Below are 15717 nucleotides of genomic sequence, written 5' to 3'. Positions count from 1 at the left end.
CGTTACAACGCGGTTTAGGCGACGGCACGTTCGGCAAAGCCGTCGAGATGGCGGCGGTCCACCCATTCGCCAATATCGAAATCGCCAGCCAGGAAGCCGAAGTCGCGCAGGAAGTTCTTGTAGTGTTCGACGGCGCCGACGAGGTCCGGTTCCAATCCCAGGCCGAGATGGCGATGGATATCCGGACCATTGGCGGCAAGGACCTGTTCTTCGGTCGCTCCGGATTCACGCGCCACGAAGCGGCGGGTTTCTTCCGGATGAGCTTCCGCCCAGGCGCTTGCCTTGAAGATCGCTTCGATCAGCTTGCGCACGAGATCGGGCCGTTCTTCCGCCAGCAGTTCGTCGACCGTCAGCACCCGCGGCGAGCCTGAATTGATGCGGATCTTTGGGTCCGGATGAAAGCCGAATTCGGCAACCTGGACCGCACCGATGAGATTGGCGACGTTGATCCCGGCGGTTCCCTTGACATAGATCGCGTCCACCTCGCCGCGCAGGAGAGCGGCAATCTCCTCGCCATAGGCCTGCCGGCGCTTGAGGCCGAAGAGGGATGGGCCTTCCTGGCTCGCGAGTACGGAATCGGCGAGCGCAATCTCGACGATCTCGACATCATCTTTGGACAGGCCTTCAAGTGACAAAGCCGAGATAAGGCCCTTGAGCGCCGTGGCGCGCATGAAGTCGACGATCCCTTCGGGGCGTCGGGCAATGCCGAAACGCCGGCCCTTCAGATCCCTGGTCGCCCTGATGCCCGTTCCCGGCAGCGTGATGATTGCCTGAAATTCGTCCGTCCATGTAATGCCGACAAGGCGCGTGCGGCGGCCCTCGGAGCGGGCGCGAATGGGCGGCACATTGCCGCCATGGCGGAAGGACCAGTCGAGCGTGTGGTTGAAATGGCTCTGCCGGATGTTCCTGTCCGGGGAGTCGATGATGGATTTCAGGGTGACGCCTTCGCTGCGAAAGCCGTCTTCGAGATACCCGAGTTGCGCTGCAAGCCCCACAGGGGTCGGAACGGGGCAGCGGGTGTACCAGATTTCGGAAATGGCATTGTTGGTCATGATCGTTCCTTTCAGTGGCGCAGGCCGGCCTGTTTCATCAGCGGCAGGACCTCGCTGCCGAAGAATTCAAGGTCATCTCGGAAATCGAAGAAGCTGAGCTGCAAGCCGTCGATGCCGGCCGCCTTCAGCTTGACGAACTGGTCGACCACCTGTTCCGGCGAACCAATGACGCGAATATTGCCGCCGATGAAGCGATAGGGATCCTGTGCGTCGCGGCCCTTCCAGGCATGGGCATCGGAATCCAGCGACTGGAAGCCCTTGCGGGAACGCTGGTCGGCATGGGCGACGATCCGGTCGGCGAATTCCCATGCCTCCTTCTCGGTCGGACGGCAAATGACCATCGGATTGAGCAGGGTGCGCACGCTGCGTCCGACATCGGCGGCGGCATCCTTCACCTTCTTGCTATGAGCCGGAAGGGAGGCGAGGGCGCTGTCGATGTCAGCACCGGTCGGGCTGGTGATGAAGACGATATCCGAGTAGCGGCCGGCAAAGGCGATGCCGGCATCCGAACCGGTGGCGTTGACGAGGATCGGCCGGCCGAAATTCGGTTTCGGTGTCACGTAGGCGCCGCCGAGCTTCCAGCTGCTTTCACCTTCGAAGGAGTAGTTTTCGTCGTCGCTCCACAACCGCTGCACGACCTCGAGAAATTCGGCCGCAAGCTCGTAGCGCCTGTCATGTTCGATACGCTGCCAGCCGAACATTTCGTGCTCGACGGCCCTGTGGCCGGTGACGACATTGATGCCCCAGCGGCCGCCGGTGATGTGATCGAGCGTGGCGCCGAACTTGGCAAGGTGCAGCGGATGCCAAGGGCCGTAGAGAACATGCATCGTCGAGATGAGCATGATCTTCTTGGTGAGGCCTGCAAGTGCTGCGGTCGAAACGAAGCTATCGAGTGCGTGACCGTCGAAGACGCCGCCATAGCCACCCTTGGGAAGCCATTGCGACAGAGCGAACACCAGATCGAAACCCAGTTCCTCCGCCCGCAGCGTCAGCGCCTTGTTGTAGTCGAAGCGCCAGTCGGTGGAGCGTTCCAGCGTCGATTGCGTCCAGCCCCCGGCCTGGATCGGCAGGAAAAGGCCAAGCAGAACTGGCTGTTTCAAAGCCTGGGACAAGGGGCTGTCTGGAAAATCGGTGGGCGCGGCGAATTTCGGCAGGCCCACGATGGAGCCGGGACGGTGCTGGATGGACATGGCGTTCCCTTGCTTTCGGTCTTCAGGCGGTTGCGATGTAGGCGTAGGCAAGGCTGCCGGCTATGCCTTCGCCGCCGAGCGTGTGATCGGCGATGCGCTTGTTGTAGATAGTCAGTTCCGGCTGGCTGACGATGTCGAGGGCCGGCAGATCCTCGACGAGAATCTTCTGGATCTCGCGCCATTGCTCGACCCGCTTCTGGGGATCGACTTCGATGGCGGCGGCCTCGAGAAGGGCGTCGACCTTGGGATTGCTGTAGGCGGAGCCATTGGAGAAGGGCACGCCCGGCTTGAAGTTCTTGCTCCAGTAAAGCCGCTGCACGCCGACCGTGGGATCGAAGAGATTGCTCATTCCCTCATAAGCGAAATCGAAATCGCGATCGGTGTAGATGCGCTTGGTGTAGGTGGCGAAATCTTGGGCACGCACCGTCACCTCGACGCCGATCTTGGCGAGCGCCTGGCGGATATATTCCGAGCCGCGGCTGTAGGGTTCGCCGCTCGGCACATAGTCAAGATTGAGGCGCAGGCGCACACCGTCCGAACCGCGCGGATGGCCGGCCTCGTCTAGCAGCTTCTCCGCCGCGGCAAGATCGATCGGATAGGTCTTGAGATCGGCGACAAACCATTTCGCCAGATTGGGATTGATCGGGCCGGGAATCGGTTCGCCATAGCCGTAGTTGATGGTGTTGCGGATCACCTTTCGGTCGATGACATGCGCGAAGGCCCGCCGAACGCGGACATCCTTGAACACTGGCCTTTCCAGGTTGAATTCGATACGGCTGACGCCATTCGAATATTGATAACCCCTTGTTTCGAAGGCGAGGCTCGCCACGCCCTTGAGGCGATCGAGATCGCTGAGCGGAACGGGCGTAGATGGCGCCAGATCGATCTCGCCGGTCTCAATCGCGATGGAGCGCGCGGCCGCGTCGGGAATGAAGCGGACGATTAGCTGGTCGAGGTAGGGACGAGGCTGGTCCCAATAATTGGGATTGCGCTCATAGACGATGTGGCTGCCGCGCACCCATTCCTTGAACTTGAACGGCCCGGTGCCGACCGGCGCCAGATTGACCGGATTTTCGGCGACCTTCGTGCCTTCGTAGAGATGGCGGGGAACGATTGGCGATTCCGATGCGGCGAGCGCAGTAATCAGATAGGGGGCCGGCTTGGAGAGAACCAGGATCGCGGTCAGAGGATCGGGTGTTTCGATCTCGACGAGGTTCAGAAAGGTATTGCGCCCGCGCGGGTGGACATCCTTGAGCGTCTTGATCGAGAAGACGACGTCATCGGCGGTAAAAGGCTTGCCGTCGTGCCATTTGACGCCCTCGCGCAGCCTGAAGGTGTAGCGCAGCCCGTCATCGCTGATGGACCATTGTTTGGCGAGCAACGGCTGCGGATTGAGATCGAAATCATAGGTCAGCAGCCCCTCTGTAACCTTCGGCGAGACGTAGACCGAGTTGAAAGCCGTATGGGCGATCGTCGTCAGAACCGGCGGCTCGGCCGAAAGCAGAAGGGTCGCGGTGCCGCCACGCGACGGAGCCGCATGGACGGCTGTTCCGGTTACGGCGATCGCACCGAGCGCTGCCGATGAGAGCAGGAAACTCCGACGTGTAATTGTGGAAAGTCTGGTCATCTGAAGTTGCCTCGTCTGTCTAAGGGGGCGCTACCGAGCCTGAACGGTTGCTGGTTTTATGTTCTCGAAGGAAGCGGTTCTCGTAGGTTGCTTTGTTGCCTTAAGTTCACTTCTTAGGAAGATTGATGCGCAAATTTCCGATTGCTGCAAATGTATTCTAATTTACATCGTCGATTTGAGAAATTTCAGAAATATCTACCGATATCGATTTGACAAAACCTACAGATTTAGTCAACTACTATTGCGATGCAGCGCTTGAAAATTCGGTGGCGCTGCCGAGGAGTTTCGATGTCGGCTTACATGCGGATAGGACGAACGCTACGCCGGACGGCCGTGCAGGCGGTGCCGACGATGCTTGGCATCGTCGTCCTGAATTTCTTCCTGCTCAAGCTGGCGCCAGGAGATGCGGCCGATGTCATGGCAGCCGAAGCCGGCTCGGCAACGGTCGAGACGATGGCGGCGCTGCGCGAGCGCTTCGGCCTCGACAATCCGATCTTCGTGCAGCTCGCGAACTATTTGAACAATCTTGCGCATTTCAGTCTCGGCTTTTCGCCGCGCTACGGCATGCCTGTCGCCGACCTGATCGGCCAGCGATTGCCGGGTACCCTGACACTGATGGTAGCTGCGCTCGCCGCCGCGATTGCGATCGGCCTGATCCTCGGATCGCTGATGGCAACATTTGCCGGGCGGCTGCCGGATCGGTTGATCTCGATCGTCTCGCTCCTCTTCTATTCGATCCCGGGTTTCTGGATCGGGCTGATGCTGATCCTGCTGTTTTCCGTCAAGCTCGGCTGGCTGCCGAGCGGCGGCGACAGCACCATTGGTTCGCGGCTCACCGGCTTGCCGGCGCTGCTCGATAGGGCGCGGTACATGGTGCTGCCGGCCATATCGCTCGCACTCTTCTACCTCGCGATCTATGCAAGATTGACGCGCGCCGCCATGCTTGAGGTCAAGTCGCAGGATTTCGTGCGCACGGCGCGGGCAAAGGGCGTTTCTCCGTTCAAGCTGACGACACGGCATGTGTTGCGCAACGCGCTGATCCCGATCACGACAATGGCTGGAATGCACTTCGGCGGCATGCTTGGCGGCGCCGTCGTCGTCGAGACGGTCTATAGCTGGCCCGGCCTCGGACGGTTGGCTTTCGAGGCCGTCATGGCTCGTGACTTCAGCGTTCTGCTTGGCATCCTGTTGCTCTCGTCACTTCTCGTCATCATTGCCAACGCTGCTGTGGACCTTCTGCAAGCATGGCTCGACCCGCGGATCGGAGCAAACCGATGAAAGCGCAAGAACTCAAGATTTATGCGGACACGGCGCGCGATTTCAGTGCCGAGGAGCCCGAAACGGCGGCAAGGATCACACCCGTTCCCGAACGCCGTTGGACCCACATCCATGCACCCGATGCCCGCACGACGGCTGTTTCGGCCCCGCGCTGGCAGGGGCGTCGGCGTGAGCTCAGGATCTTTCTTTCCAACCCCAACGCGCTTTTCGGCATTGCTGTTCTGGCCGCCATCGTGTTTGCGGCCCTGCTTGCGCCGATCCTCTATCCTGGTGATCCCCTGGAAATGGTGGCGCGACCCTTCCTTTGGCCGGGCCAAAATCCGGCCTATCCGTTGGGAACGGATTCCATGGGGCGCGATGTGCTGGCGGGCATTCTTCATGGTGCCCAGATCTCGTTGACCGTCGGCATCGCCGCGACCCTGCTAGGCCTGGGCGTCGGCGTGACGATCGGCGCGCTTGCCGGCTATTTCGGCGGCATAGTCGATGACCTCCTCGTCAAGCTCATCGAGATCTTCCAGACTATGCCGAGTTTCGTCCTGCTTATCGTGCTGGTGGCAATCGCACAACCGACCACGATGACGGTGACGGTCGCGATCGCACTGGTCAGTTGGCCGACGGTCGCGCGTCTGACACGCGCCGAGTTTCGCGGCATAAAGGAGAAAGACTATGTTCTCGCCGCCCGCAGCCTCGGCTTCGGCCATGCCCGCATCATTTTTCGGGAAATCCTTCCGAATGCTTTGCCGCCCCTGATCGTCACATCGTCCGTCATGGTGGCGAGCGCGATCCTGATGGAATCGGCGCTGTCCTTCATGGGGCTTGGCGATCCCAATCGCGTCTCCTGGGGTTCGATGATCGGCGCGGGGCGCGATGTCATCCGCACCGCCTGGTATCTCACCGCCTTGCCGGGTCTTGCCATCGTCTTCACGGTTCTGTCGCTCAATCTCATTGGCGATGGCCTGAACGATGCCCTTAACCCGCGTTTTTCGGAGGAGCGTCGATGACGGGACTTCTCGACGTCCGCGATTTCTCGGTCGGCTTCGGTAGCGCTCAGCCCGTCAAAGGCGTCAGTTTCACCGCGGCGGCCGGCGAGATGCTGGCTGTTGTCGGCGAGTCGGGCTCGGGCAAGTCGCTGACTGCGCTCGGCCTCATGGGTCTCCTGCCCCGGCACGCGAAGACGGCGGGCGAAATCCTGTTCGACGGCCGCGACCTCCTGAAATTGCGCGAACGCGAGATGCGGAGCATTCGCGGGCACGACATCGCCATGATTTTTCAGGAGCCGATGACATCTCTCAATCCCGTGCTGACAATCGGCAACCAGATCGTCGAAGTCCTGCGCATTCATGAAAAACTGAGCGGTAAGCAGGCGCGCCAGCGCGCGATCGATCTGCTGGATCTCGTCAGCATTCCAGAGGCGGCCAAACGTATCGACGACTATCCGCACCAGCTTTCGGGTGGCATGCGCCAGCGCGTCATGATCGCCATTGCGGTTGCCTGCAATCCCCGGCTTCTGATTGCCGACGAGGCGACCACGGCGCTCGACGTGACGATCCAGGCACAGGTGCTGCAATTGCTCGATCGCCTGCGCAGCCAGCTCAACATGGCGGTCATCCTCATCACGCACGACCTCGGTATCGTCGCGCAATGGGCCGACCGGGTCGTCGTGATGTATGCGGGACGAAAGATCGAACAGGGCCTGCCTGATGCCTTATTCGAGACGCCCTATCATCCCTATACGCAGGGGCTGCTCGCAGCTTCGCCGCGATTGAAGGCCGACTATCACTATCGCGATGGGCCATTGACGGAAATTCGCGGCTCGATCGTTTCGGCAACCGGCGAACAGGGCTGTTCCTTCCGACCGCGCTGTCCGGTGGCGCGAGCGGCCTGCGGGCAGTCCGTGCCGGCGCTTGTCGCAGTTTCAGCCAGCCGCGAAGTGGCATGTCCCTATGTTCCAGTCCTTGCGGAGAGAGCCCATGTCGCTTCTGTCGGTCGATAGGCTTTCCACGCATTATCCAGCTGCGGCTGGAACGGTGCGGGCGGTCGACGATGTCTCGCTCGAGATCCTCGAGGGCGAGACCGTAGCGCTGGTCGGTGAATCCGGCTGCGGCAAGTCGACGCTTGGCAAATCCCTGATGCGCCTCGTCGATCCCACCTCCGGCCGGGTCACCTTCAAGGGGCACGATGTCGCTGCGATGTCGGGCAAGGAATTGCAGGCGATCCGCCAGCATATCCAGATGATCTTCCAGGATCCGTTTGCCTCGCTCAATCCGCGCCAGACGATCCGTTCGATCCTGACGGCGCCGCTCGCCGTCCACGGCATCGGGGATCGCAAGAGCCGCGATGCTATTGCCGCCTCGATGATTGCCCATGTCGGCCTGCCCTCGGATTCGCTCGATCGCTATCCGCATGAGTTTTCCGGCGGCCAGCGCCAGCGCATCGGCATTGCCCGGGCTTTGATCCTGCAGCCTGAGCTTGTCATCTGCGATGAGCCCGTGTCCGCGCTCGATCTGTCGATCCAGGCACAGATCCTCAACCTTCTCGTCGAGATGAAGACGGAACTGTCGCTTTCTTATCTCTTCATCTCCCACGATCTTTCGGTCGTGCGCTATTTCGCCGATCGCGTGCTGGTCATGTATCTCGGCCGCATCGTCGAAAGCGCCCCGACAGCAAGGCTCTGGAGCGATGCCAAGCATCCCTACACGCAGGCGCTGCTTGCCGCCGTGCCTGATCCGTCGCGGCGCAAGCAGGCGGCACCGATCACCGGCGATCTGCCGAGCCCGCACAACCCGCCGTCCGGCTGTCGCTTTCATACGCGCTGCCCGCTCGCAACAGACATCTGCCGGAGCGACGATCCGGCCTATCGGCAAATGGGCAGCGGCCATACCGTCGCCTGCCATCACGCACAATGAAATGGAGAAATGACATGATCGATTATCGTTATCTCGGGCGCAGCGCGCTGAAGGTATCGCCTCTCACCCTTGGGACCATGATGTTCGGCGGCCCGACGCCCGACGACGTCGCCTTCCGTATCATCGACAAGGCTCACGATCAGGGGATCAACTTCATCGACACGGCCGATGTCTATCATGACGGCAAGTCGGAAGAGGTGGTCGGTCGCGGCATCAAGACAAGCCGCGATCATTGGGTGCTTGCGACGAAGTTCGTCAACTCGCACACGAAAGGCCCCAATCTTGGCGGTCATTCGCGCAAGTGGGTGATCGAAACGGTCGAGAACTCCTTGCGCCGCCTCAACACCGATTACATCGACATCCTCTATTTCCACCGCGCCGTTTTCGATGCGCCGCTGGAAGAGCCGGTGCGTGCGATTGCCGATCTCATTCGCGCCGGCAAATTGCGCTATTTCGGTGTCTCGAATTTCCGCGGCTGGCGCATCGCTGAGATTTCGCATCTTGCCGACCAGCTCGGCATCGATCGGCCGGTCGCGAGCCAGCCGCTCTACAACATCGTCAACCGCACCGCCGAAGCAGAGCAGCTTCCGGCCGCCTATCATTATGGTCTTGGTGTCGTGTCCTATTCGCCATTGGCGCGCGGTGTTCTGACCGGAAAATATGAGCCGGGCAAGGAGCCTGCCGCCGACACGCGTGCCGGTCGCGGCGACAAGCGCATCCTCGAAACCGAATGGCGGCCGGAATCCATCGCCATCGCCAAGGAAATTGCCACGCACGCCGCCGCGAAGAAGATCACGCCGACCGCATTCGCCATCGCCTGGGTGCTGAACAACAGGCTGATCACGTCGGCGATCACCGGGCCGCGTACGGAAGAGCACTGGGATAGCTATTTGAGTGCCCTCGATGTCAAGCTGACCGCCGAGGATGAAGCCCTGGTCGATCGCCTGGTTACTACAGGCCACCCATCGACACCGGGCTTTAACGATCCGAGCCATCCGGTCGAAGGCCGGGTTCCGGTGAGTGTTGCCGGCGATGCCGAAAACGTCGTGCCGCTTGCCCGCGCCGTCGCGTAACGACCAATCTCGAGGCCCTGTTCAGGCAGGGCCTTTTCCTTCCGGCGCGAAGAGAGCCTTTCATGCCCACAGCAGCCTCATCAGTCGTATCCTCGGCTCTCGTTGAAACCAATCGCGCGACATTGCTCGCAAGAGTACCCGACCTTGTCGAGGAGATTGCCAAAGAGGCCGCGCGCCGCGACCTCGAACGCGAGTTGCCGCATGAGGCTTTCAAGCTCTTCAAGGAGGCCGGCCTTGGTGCTTTGCGCATACCGAAGGCGCTCGGCGGGCCGGGCGGATCGGTGCTCGACTATATCGAGATGGTAATGACGATCGGGGCAGCCGATTCCAATGTCGCGCACGCGCTTCGAAGCCATTTTAATTTTACCGAGACATTGCTTCTCAATCCGACGAGCGCCGTCGATCGCACGCAGCTTGCCCGCGTGCTGGGCGGTAAGCTTTTCGGCGGCGCACACACGGAGCAGGGAACAAAACGTCCCGGCGAAGTCACGACGCGGCTAACGAAAACGGGCGATAGCTATAGGCTCAACGGGCGAAAATGGTACGCGACAGGCACCGCATTTGCCGATTTCGCCTCATTCAGCGCCAAGGATGATGACGACCAACTCGTCAGCGTGCTTTTGCCCGTCGACCGTAAGGGGATCAGCATCCTCGACGATTGGGACGGCATGGGTCAGCGTCTGACGGCAAGCGGCGGCGTGCTGCTCGACGACGTGGAAGTGTTGCCGCACGAGATTTCGAGGCGTGGGCTGAACACGCTGGTCGGCAGGCACGTGTCTACGCTGCGCCAGCTTCATCTCGCCGCCTCGATGGCGGGTGCCGTGCGCGGCGCGCTGAACGAAGGCACGGACTATGTACGCAGACAGGCGCGCTCGGCAGCCCACAGCGCCGCCGAGACGGCCAATGCCGATCCTTTCGTTCAGAAGATATTAGGCGAGATCGCGGCAAACTCCTTTGCCGTCGATACGCTGATCCGCGAGAGCGCCCGCGCGCTCGATCGGACGGCCGCGGCCTTTGCAGGCGACGATCCGCAGATGCTGGAGACGGCTTTGGTCGAAAGCGCGCTGACGACGGCGCGTACCCAGATCGTCGCATCGCAGCTCGCACTGGCTGCGGCAACCAATGTCTTCGAGCTCGGCGGTGGCTCAGCGACGTCGCGCCATCTCAATCTCGATCGCCATTGGCGAAACATTCGCACGGTGCTGAACCATAACCCTTTGCTGCACAAGGCGCGGGTGGTGGGCGATTACTACATCAACGGCACCACAACGCATCTGGAGGAAGGCAAGGTCTTCTGAGCCATGCACATAGACCCGCATTCCCATCATTCCGTCGTTATCGTCGGCGGCGGCTTTGCCGGCGCGTTAACGGCGATCAAGCTGCTCGACAAGACGGAGGTGCCGCTTTCGATTACGATATTGGAGCCCCGCGAGGAGCTTGGGCGTGGGGTCGCCTATAGCACGACCGAGGCCGTGCATCTCGTCAATGGCCCCGCCGGTACCTTTTCGCTTCATCCGGAAGAGCCCGACCATCTCACTCATTGGCTGGCGGAGAACGCGTTACGTTACGGCTGGACGCCGCCTGCCGATATCGCAGGCAGTTTTCCGCCGCGCCACCTTTATGGAACCTATGTCCGCGATGAGCTGCGCCGGGCGATATCGACAGCACGCTCCGGATCGACATTCCGGCATGTCAGGGCCGCGGCGAGCAGCCTGGCGTCCGCTCCGCACAGAGTGGAGATCACGACAAGTGAAGGCGCGGCTATCGAAGCGGACGAGGTGGTTCTGGCCCTCGGCGTCTTCCGGCCCGATCTTGCGCGACAGGAAGCATCCATCGCCCGTCATCCCGGTTTTGCGGCATCTCCGTGGGATGCCGCAGCCCTCGATCGCCTGGTGGAAACAGACGAGATCTTGCTCATCGGCTCCAGCCTGTCGATGGTCGACGCGGTCGCGAGCATGGAAGCGCGAGGCTTCCAGGGCCACTATCAGGTCATATCCAGGCGTGGCCAGTTCATAGAAGATCGGCGCAATGCCGCGCTGGAGCGTGATTTCCTCGCGGAAAGACCGCTGCCGACCACCGCGCGGTCCTTGCTCTCGATCGTCAAGGCAGAGCGTCGCGCATTGGCGGCCGAGGCCAAGGATTGGCAGGCGCTGCCGCTCGCCATCCGTCCTTACATTTTGCCGTTGTGGCAAAAGGCTGACGATACCGAGAGATTGCGGTTTGCCCGTCACCTGCGGGCATTCTGGGACGTGACGGCGCATCGTGCCGCGCCTGACAGCTATCGTGCCGTCTCCAAGGCGATTGCCGAAGGCCGGCTCCGGCACCGGCCCGCGCGATTGCAGGCTACGAAGCCCGCCGGCCGCTTGATCGCGGCGACGTTGAAAACACGCTCGGGTACCGAGTCCCATTCTTTCGGGGGCGTCATCGACTGCCGTGGCCACCAGTTGCATGACTGGCGACGCATTTCCGATCCCTTCGTCAGAAGCCTCATCGAAAGCGGAGAGGTTCGCCCGCACAGCACCGGCTTCGGCATCGATGCCACGGAGCAAGGGGATGTCATTTCGGAAGAGGGGCGTGTTCACCGCAACATCAGCGCCATCGGTCATCCGCTGCGCGGTGTTGCCTGGGAGTCAAGCTCGATCTCGGAACAGCGGGTGCAGGCGATTGCGCTCGCCGATCGTATTCTCGGCAAGCTGACGCCGCTTGCCCTTGCCGCCTCGTAAGCCGACATAAAAGAGGGGGGCGCCGCATCGCGCCCTCAAGCAGAACGGGCTGCTTCTTAGTGTCAGCCTTCGCCTTCCTTGATATAGACATCGGCGAAATTCGACTGCACGCCTTCCGCGCCGATCGTGTGATTTTTGACGCGCTTGTTGAAGACGGTGACGTTTTCGAGCGAGATTAGATTGATGACCGGAAGCTCGTCGGCGATGATCTTCTGGAAGTCATTGAATTCCTGCTTGCGCTTTGCCTCGTCGACTTCGATTGAAGCCGTCTCGAGCAGCCGGTCGACCTCCGGGTTCTGATAGTGGCTGGCGTTGGAGAAAGGCAATCCGAGCTTGAAGTTCTTCGACCAGTAGATGCGTTGCACGCCGAGCGTCGGATCGAACTGGTTGCCGAGATATTCCGCCGTCAGGTCGAAGGCGCGCTCGGTATAGACCTTCTGGATGTAAGTCGAGAAGTCGTAGGAATCGATCCTCGCGTCGATACCGATGCGCGCGAGGTTCTGCTTTAGATATTCGGCAACGCGCTTGAAGCCTTCATTGTAGGAATTGTGCGTCAGGCGAAGCGCAAACCGAGTGCCCCCGCCATTTCGCTTATAGCCGGCTTCATCAAGCAATTGCTCGGCCGCCTTGAGATCGAAGGCATAGGGCTTGATCGCGGTATTGAGATATTGCGGCAGGAAGGTGCTGACGGGCGTTGGCGAGACGTGGCCATAGCCATACCAGACCGTATTGAGGATGACGTTGAGGTCGATCGCATGCGCGATCGCGCGACGCACGCGGACGTCCTTCAAATATTCATTGTCGAGATTGAGGATGAGCTGCGTCTGGTCGCCTTTCGTCTCGTAACCGCGGGAATCGATACCGATATTCGGCAGCGCCTTGATGCGCTCGAGATCGGCGAGCGGAATGGGATTATCGCTGCCAAGATCGAATTCACCGGTTTCGAAGCCGGCTGCTCGAGCGGCGCCATCAGGCACGAAACGAACCACGACCTGGTCGAGATAGGGTTTGCCGGCATCCCAATAATCGGGATTGCGCTCCAGGATGATATGCGAGCCGCGCACCCAGTCCCGGAACACGAAGGGACCGGTGCCGATAGGGGCACTACCGTTCGGATTGGTCGGAACATCGGCGATCTTGACGCCTTCGTAGATGTGTCTCGGCACGATCGGAGATTCGGCCGCATAGAGCGCCTTCAGGAGGTAAGGTGCTGGCTTGGAGAGACGGAATATTGCCGTTAGGGGGTCTGGCGTGTCGACCGCGATGACATTGGCAAACGTGCCTCGTCCGCGCGGATGAACCTGCTTCAGGAGTTCGATCGAATAGGCGACGTCGGCCGAGGTGAAGGGCTTGCCGTCGTGCCATTTGACGTTGGATCTGAGCTTGAACGTATAGGTGAGACCGTCTGAGGCCACCGACCATTCGGTCGCGAGCTGCGGCTTCGGCAGAAGACCGAAATCGTAGGTGAGCAGGCCCTCGGTGATCTTCGGGCTGATCTTCTGCGTACCGCCGGCGGTATGGGCGAGTGCCAGGATGGTCGGCGGTTCGGGCTCGACGATGAAATTAAGCGTGCCGCCGCGCGGCGGTGTTTCGGCCGCGCGGGTCGCCGCGGTTGGCAGAAAGGTTGCTGCGGTCGAGAGCAGAAGCAGTTGATTGAAACGGCGGCGGTTGATGGTCATTCGCTTTCCTTGCCGGCTGAACGGATCGGTCCTTTGGTGAACCGTTGGCGGAGATGTCCGCGATCGGCGCATCTTCGGGTGCCCGGCCTGCAAAACGGAAGAATGTTTTTCTGATCGCCCGAGAAAGAAAAGCTTCGCCGGATGCCCCGAAGCGGCCCGGCCACATCTTTGTCTATCAAAAATATAGACTATTTTGCATTTTTAGTTTTTGCTTCCCCCATGCCGTCCAGGCATGGAAGAAAATGTCCATCCGCTTGCCGGTAAACGCAAAGCTCGTTCTCGTCTTGAGATGGCCGATTGTGCTGCAATCGGATTATGAGCACGATTGCCGACACACGGAGAAAATCCATCCAGCCGACCTTGGCGCGACTGCCGCCATTGACCTCGCTGCGCGCCTTCGTTGCGACTGCGCGGCATCTGAGTTTCCTTGGTGCTGCGGAGGAATTGCACGTCACCTCGGCCGCCGTCGGCCAGCAGATCCGGCTTCTTGAGGACTATCTGGGGCAATCGCTGTTTCACAGGGTCCGTGGTCAACTCCAGTTGACGGCCGCCGGCCTGGCACTCGTACCCGGACTGACAAACGCATTCGATGTGGTTCTGGCGACGATGACGCAATTCATCGCCAGCGATCACGATCTTCCGATCCGCGTATCGGTCGCGCCATCCTTTGCCAGCAAATGGCTGATCCCGAGATTGGACGGTCTGAGGCAAGCGGCCCCCGGCCTGGAGATTCTGGTCGATGCCTCGACGCATTTGACCGATCTGAACACAGGCGACACAGATTGCGCCATCCGGTATGGCAGCGGCGTTTATCCCGGGCTTGTCGTCGATCACCTTTTCTCCGAGGCCGTCGTGCCGATCTGCAGCCCCGAATTTGCCGAGCGGCATTGGCTATGGAACGGCCCACAGGCGATCGAAGGCGTGCCTCTGCTGCACGAGGACGGCGCCGAGCATGATCATTCCTGCCCGGATTGGAATGGCTGGCTGCGGGCTGAAGGATTATCCCTGCGTTTGCCGCAGGGCGGTTTCCGTCTCAATCAATCATCGCTCGTCATCGATGCCGCACTGGCGGGGCAGGGACTTGGTCTCGGTAAAGTTCGTCTGGCCGAGGCCGAGCTGAAGGCCGGGCGTCTTGTCGCGCCGTTCGGCGGCTCGCAAGCCGTGAACTTTTCCTATTTCTTCGTCACGACGCCCGCCAAGGAGCGTCTCATGCGCGTCGAATTGTTCCGCAACTGGCTTCAGGCGGAGGTCAAGGCCCTGCGGACAATCGGCGACATCCTGTCGCGCAACATATTGCGCAGGCTCGACATTGCCGCCGCCGAATAGCCGGCCGATTATTTCAGCCTGAAGCCGAGGCGGCGGGCCGCCACGCCGAGCAGATGGCGCCCCTTCAAGGCTTCGACGGTGCCGATGCGGTTTTTCACTTGGGCAGTCCAGTCTATGCGCGGCATGCGCTGTTCGGCCTGAAAATCCTGCAAGATCGTATTGTAGTGGCGCAGATCGTCAGACCTGCGGCTGCGATCGTAGTGCTCATGATGCAGCACGGTCGTCTGCGGCAGCCGCGGCTTGACGGCGGCCGGTGCGGCCGGATCGGGATAGCCTACCGTCAACCCGAACACGGGAAACACGCCCTCCGGCAATTCCAGCTCGCGCGCCACGGTTTCGGGATCGTTGCGGATCGCGCCGATATAGCAGGTGCCAAGCCCCTGCGATTCCAGGGAGACGACGGCGTTCTGCGCGGCGAGGGCAGCGTCGATGACGCCGAGCAGGAAGCTTTCGACATAGTCGAGGCCATCGGCGGCAGACCCTTGATCCGCCGCGATGCGGCGTGGCCTCGAAAGATCCGCAAGCCAGATCAGCAGCAACGGCGCCTGCGTGATCTGCCTCTGTGTCCCGGCAACCGCGTTCAGCTTGGCTTTGCGCACCTCGTCCCTGACGGCAATGACGCTCCAGGCCTGCAGATTGGATGAGCTTGGCGCCGATTGCGCCGCGGCGATTGCAAGGTGGAGTATATCGTCCGGAACCGCTTTCGGCAGATAGTCGCGTACGCTTCGATGGGACAGCAGCGTCTCGATCGTTTCGCTCCAATCCGCGCCGATATGCTGGCTGTTGCGGTAGCGCTCCCTGACAAGAGCGGCAAGCCGGTCATCATCTGGAAACTTGGCGGTCGCAACTGGCGTCATATCGTT

At 61.0% G+C, this 15717-nt stretch carries 13 protein-coding genes; 8 read left to right on the top strand and 5 right to left on the bottom strand.

Annotation, left to right across the window (positions count from 1 at the left end):
- Nucleotides 1–14: 14 nt before the first annotated feature.
- From FHT85_RS29355 to FHT85_RS29345, 3 genes are read right to left on the bottom strand one after another with little or no spacing between them, the layout of a single operon-like run.
- The gene (locus FHT85_RS29355; RefSeq protein WP_183774944.1) at nt 15–1052 is read right to left on the bottom strand and encodes an ABC transporter substrate-binding protein; all 1038 of its coding nucleotides are present in this window, start codon (nt 1050–1052) and stop codon (nt 15–17) included.
- 11 nt (nt 1053–1063) lie between these two features.
- On the bottom strand, nt 1064–2242 hold the full coding sequence (locus FHT85_RS29350; RefSeq protein WP_183774941.1) for an LLM class flavin-dependent oxidoreductase: 1179 nt from the start codon (nt 2240–2242) through the stop codon (nt 1064–1066).
- Between the two features lie 22 nt (nt 2243–2264).
- Nucleotides 2265–3869 (bottom strand): ABC transporter substrate-binding protein, encoded by a 1605-nt coding sequence (locus FHT85_RS29345; protein WP_183774938.1) that lies wholly within the window; start codon nt 3867–3869, stop codon nt 2265–2267.
- Nucleotides 3870–4157: 288 nt separating this feature from the next.
- Here FHT85_RS29345 and FHT85_RS29340 point away from each other — a divergent pair, with 288 nt between their 5' ends.
- The 7 genes from FHT85_RS29340 (at nt 4158) to FHT85_RS29310 (ending at nt 11849) form a co-directional block, all read left to right on the top strand.
- A complete protein-coding gene (locus FHT85_RS29340; protein ID WP_183774936.1) occupies nt 4158–5147 on the top strand; it encodes an ABC transporter permease in 990 nt (329 codons plus the stop codon).
- Nucleotides 5144–6148: an ABC transporter permease gene (locus tag FHT85_RS29335; protein WP_183774933.1), complete on the top strand. Its 1005-nt coding sequence runs from the start codon at nt 5144–5146 to the stop codon at nt 6146–6148. Before FHT85_RS29340 ends, FHT85_RS29335 begins: the two co-directional genes overlap by 4 nt.
- Nucleotides 6145–7140, top strand: coding sequence for an ABC transporter ATP-binding protein (locus FHT85_RS29330; protein ID WP_183774931.1), 996 nt, complete (start codon nt 6145–6147; stop codon nt 7138–7140). The genes FHT85_RS29335 and FHT85_RS29330 overlap by 4 nt, the downstream gene beginning before the upstream one ends.
- Nucleotides 7118–8053 (top strand): ABC transporter ATP-binding protein, encoded by a 936-nt coding sequence (locus FHT85_RS29325; protein WP_183774928.1) that lies wholly within the window; start codon nt 7118–7120, stop codon nt 8051–8053. Before FHT85_RS29330 ends, FHT85_RS29325 begins: the two co-directional genes overlap by 23 nt.
- A 14-nt stretch (nt 8054–8067) precedes the next feature.
- Nucleotides 8068–9126, top strand: a complete 1059-nt coding sequence (locus FHT85_RS29320; RefSeq protein ID WP_183774925.1) for an aldo/keto reductase — start codon at nt 8068–8070, stop codon at nt 9124–9126.
- A gap of 62 nt (nt 9127–9188) precedes the next feature.
- Complete coding sequence (locus tag FHT85_RS29315; protein WP_183774922.1) at nt 9189–10424, top strand: acyl-CoA dehydrogenase family protein; 1236 nt, start codon at nt 9189–9191, stop codon at nt 10422–10424.
- Nucleotides 10425–10427: 3 nt separating this feature from the next.
- A complete protein-coding gene (locus tag FHT85_RS29310; protein WP_183774919.1) occupies nt 10428–11849 on the top strand; it encodes an FAD/NAD(P)-binding protein in 1422 nt (473 codons plus the stop codon).
- A gap of 62 nt (nt 11850–11911) precedes the next feature.
- On the opposite strand, the gene FHT85_RS29305 is transcribed toward FHT85_RS29310, so the two are convergent.
- Nucleotides 11912–13528: an ABC transporter substrate-binding protein gene (locus tag FHT85_RS29305; protein ID WP_183774916.1), complete on the bottom strand. Its 1617-nt coding sequence runs from the start codon at nt 13526–13528 to the stop codon at nt 11912–11914.
- A gap of 315 nt (nt 13529–13843) precedes the next feature.
- Here FHT85_RS29305 and FHT85_RS29300 point away from each other — a divergent pair, with 315 nt between their 5' ends.
- The gene (locus FHT85_RS29300; RefSeq protein WP_183774914.1) at nt 13844–14854 is read left to right on the top strand and encodes a LysR substrate-binding domain-containing protein; all 1011 of its coding nucleotides are present in this window, start codon (nt 13844–13846) and stop codon (nt 14852–14854) included.
- Between the two features lie 8 nt (nt 14855–14862).
- Here the strand turns inward: FHT85_RS29300 and FHT85_RS29295 are convergent, their stop codons facing one another.
- Nucleotides 14863–15711: an NADPH-dependent oxidoreductase gene (locus FHT85_RS29295; RefSeq protein WP_183774912.1), complete on the bottom strand. Its 849-nt coding sequence runs from the start codon at nt 15709–15711 to the stop codon at nt 14863–14865.
- Nucleotides 15712–15717: the final 6 nt, after the last annotated feature.

The organism is Rhizobium sp. BK312, from assembly GCF_014193605.1.
GTDB lineage: Bacteria > Pseudomonadota > Alphaproteobacteria > Rhizobiales > Rhizobiaceae > Rhizobium.
The sequence above is the reverse complement of the archived record's forward strand: the minus strand, read 5'-3'. Positions and strand labels throughout refer to the sequence as shown.

Coding starts and splice junctions, on each gene's coding strand:
- FHT85_RS29350 (WP_183774941.1), bottom strand. CDS start 2,242: ATGTCCATCCAGCACCGTCCCGGCTCCATCGTGGGCCTGCCGAAATTC.
- FHT85_RS29345 (WP_183774938.1), bottom strand. CDS start 3,869: ATGACCAGACTTTCCACAATTACACGTCGGAGTTTCCTGCTCTCATCG.
- FHT85_RS29310 (WP_183774919.1), top strand. CDS start 10,428: ATGCACATAGACCCGCATTCCCATCATTCCGTCGTTATCGTCGGCGGC.
- FHT85_RS29355 (WP_183774944.1), bottom strand. CDS start 1,052: ATGACCAACAATGCCATTTCCGAAATCTGGTACACCCGCTGCCCCGTT.
- FHT85_RS29340 (WP_183774936.1), top strand. CDS start 4,158: ATGTCGGCTTACATGCGGATAGGACGAACGCTACGCCGGACGGCCGTG.
- FHT85_RS29325 (WP_183774928.1), top strand. CDS start 7,118: ATGTCGCTTCTGTCGGTCGATAGGCTTTCCACGCATTATCCAGCTGCG.
- FHT85_RS29320 (WP_183774925.1), top strand. CDS start 8,068: ATGATCGATTATCGTTATCTCGGGCGCAGCGCGCTGAAGGTATCGCCT.
- FHT85_RS29335 (WP_183774933.1), top strand. CDS start 5,144: ATGAAAGCGCAAGAACTCAAGATTTATGCGGACACGGCGCGCGATTTC.
- FHT85_RS29300 (WP_183774914.1), top strand. CDS start 13,844: ATGAGCACGATTGCCGACACACGGAGAAAATCCATCCAGCCGACCTTG.
- FHT85_RS29330 (WP_183774931.1), top strand. CDS start 6,145: ATGACGGGACTTCTCGACGTCCGCGATTTCTCGGTCGGCTTCGGTAGC.
- FHT85_RS29295 (WP_183774912.1), bottom strand. CDS start 15,711: ATGACGCCAGTTGCGACCGCCAAGTTTCCAGATGATGACCGGCTTGCC.
- FHT85_RS29305 (WP_183774916.1), bottom strand. CDS start 13,528: ATGACCATCAACCGCCGCCGTTTCAATCAACTGCTTCTGCTCTCGACC.
- FHT85_RS29315 (WP_183774922.1), top strand. CDS start 9,189: ATGCCCACAGCAGCCTCATCAGTCGTATCCTCGGCTCTCGTTGAAACC.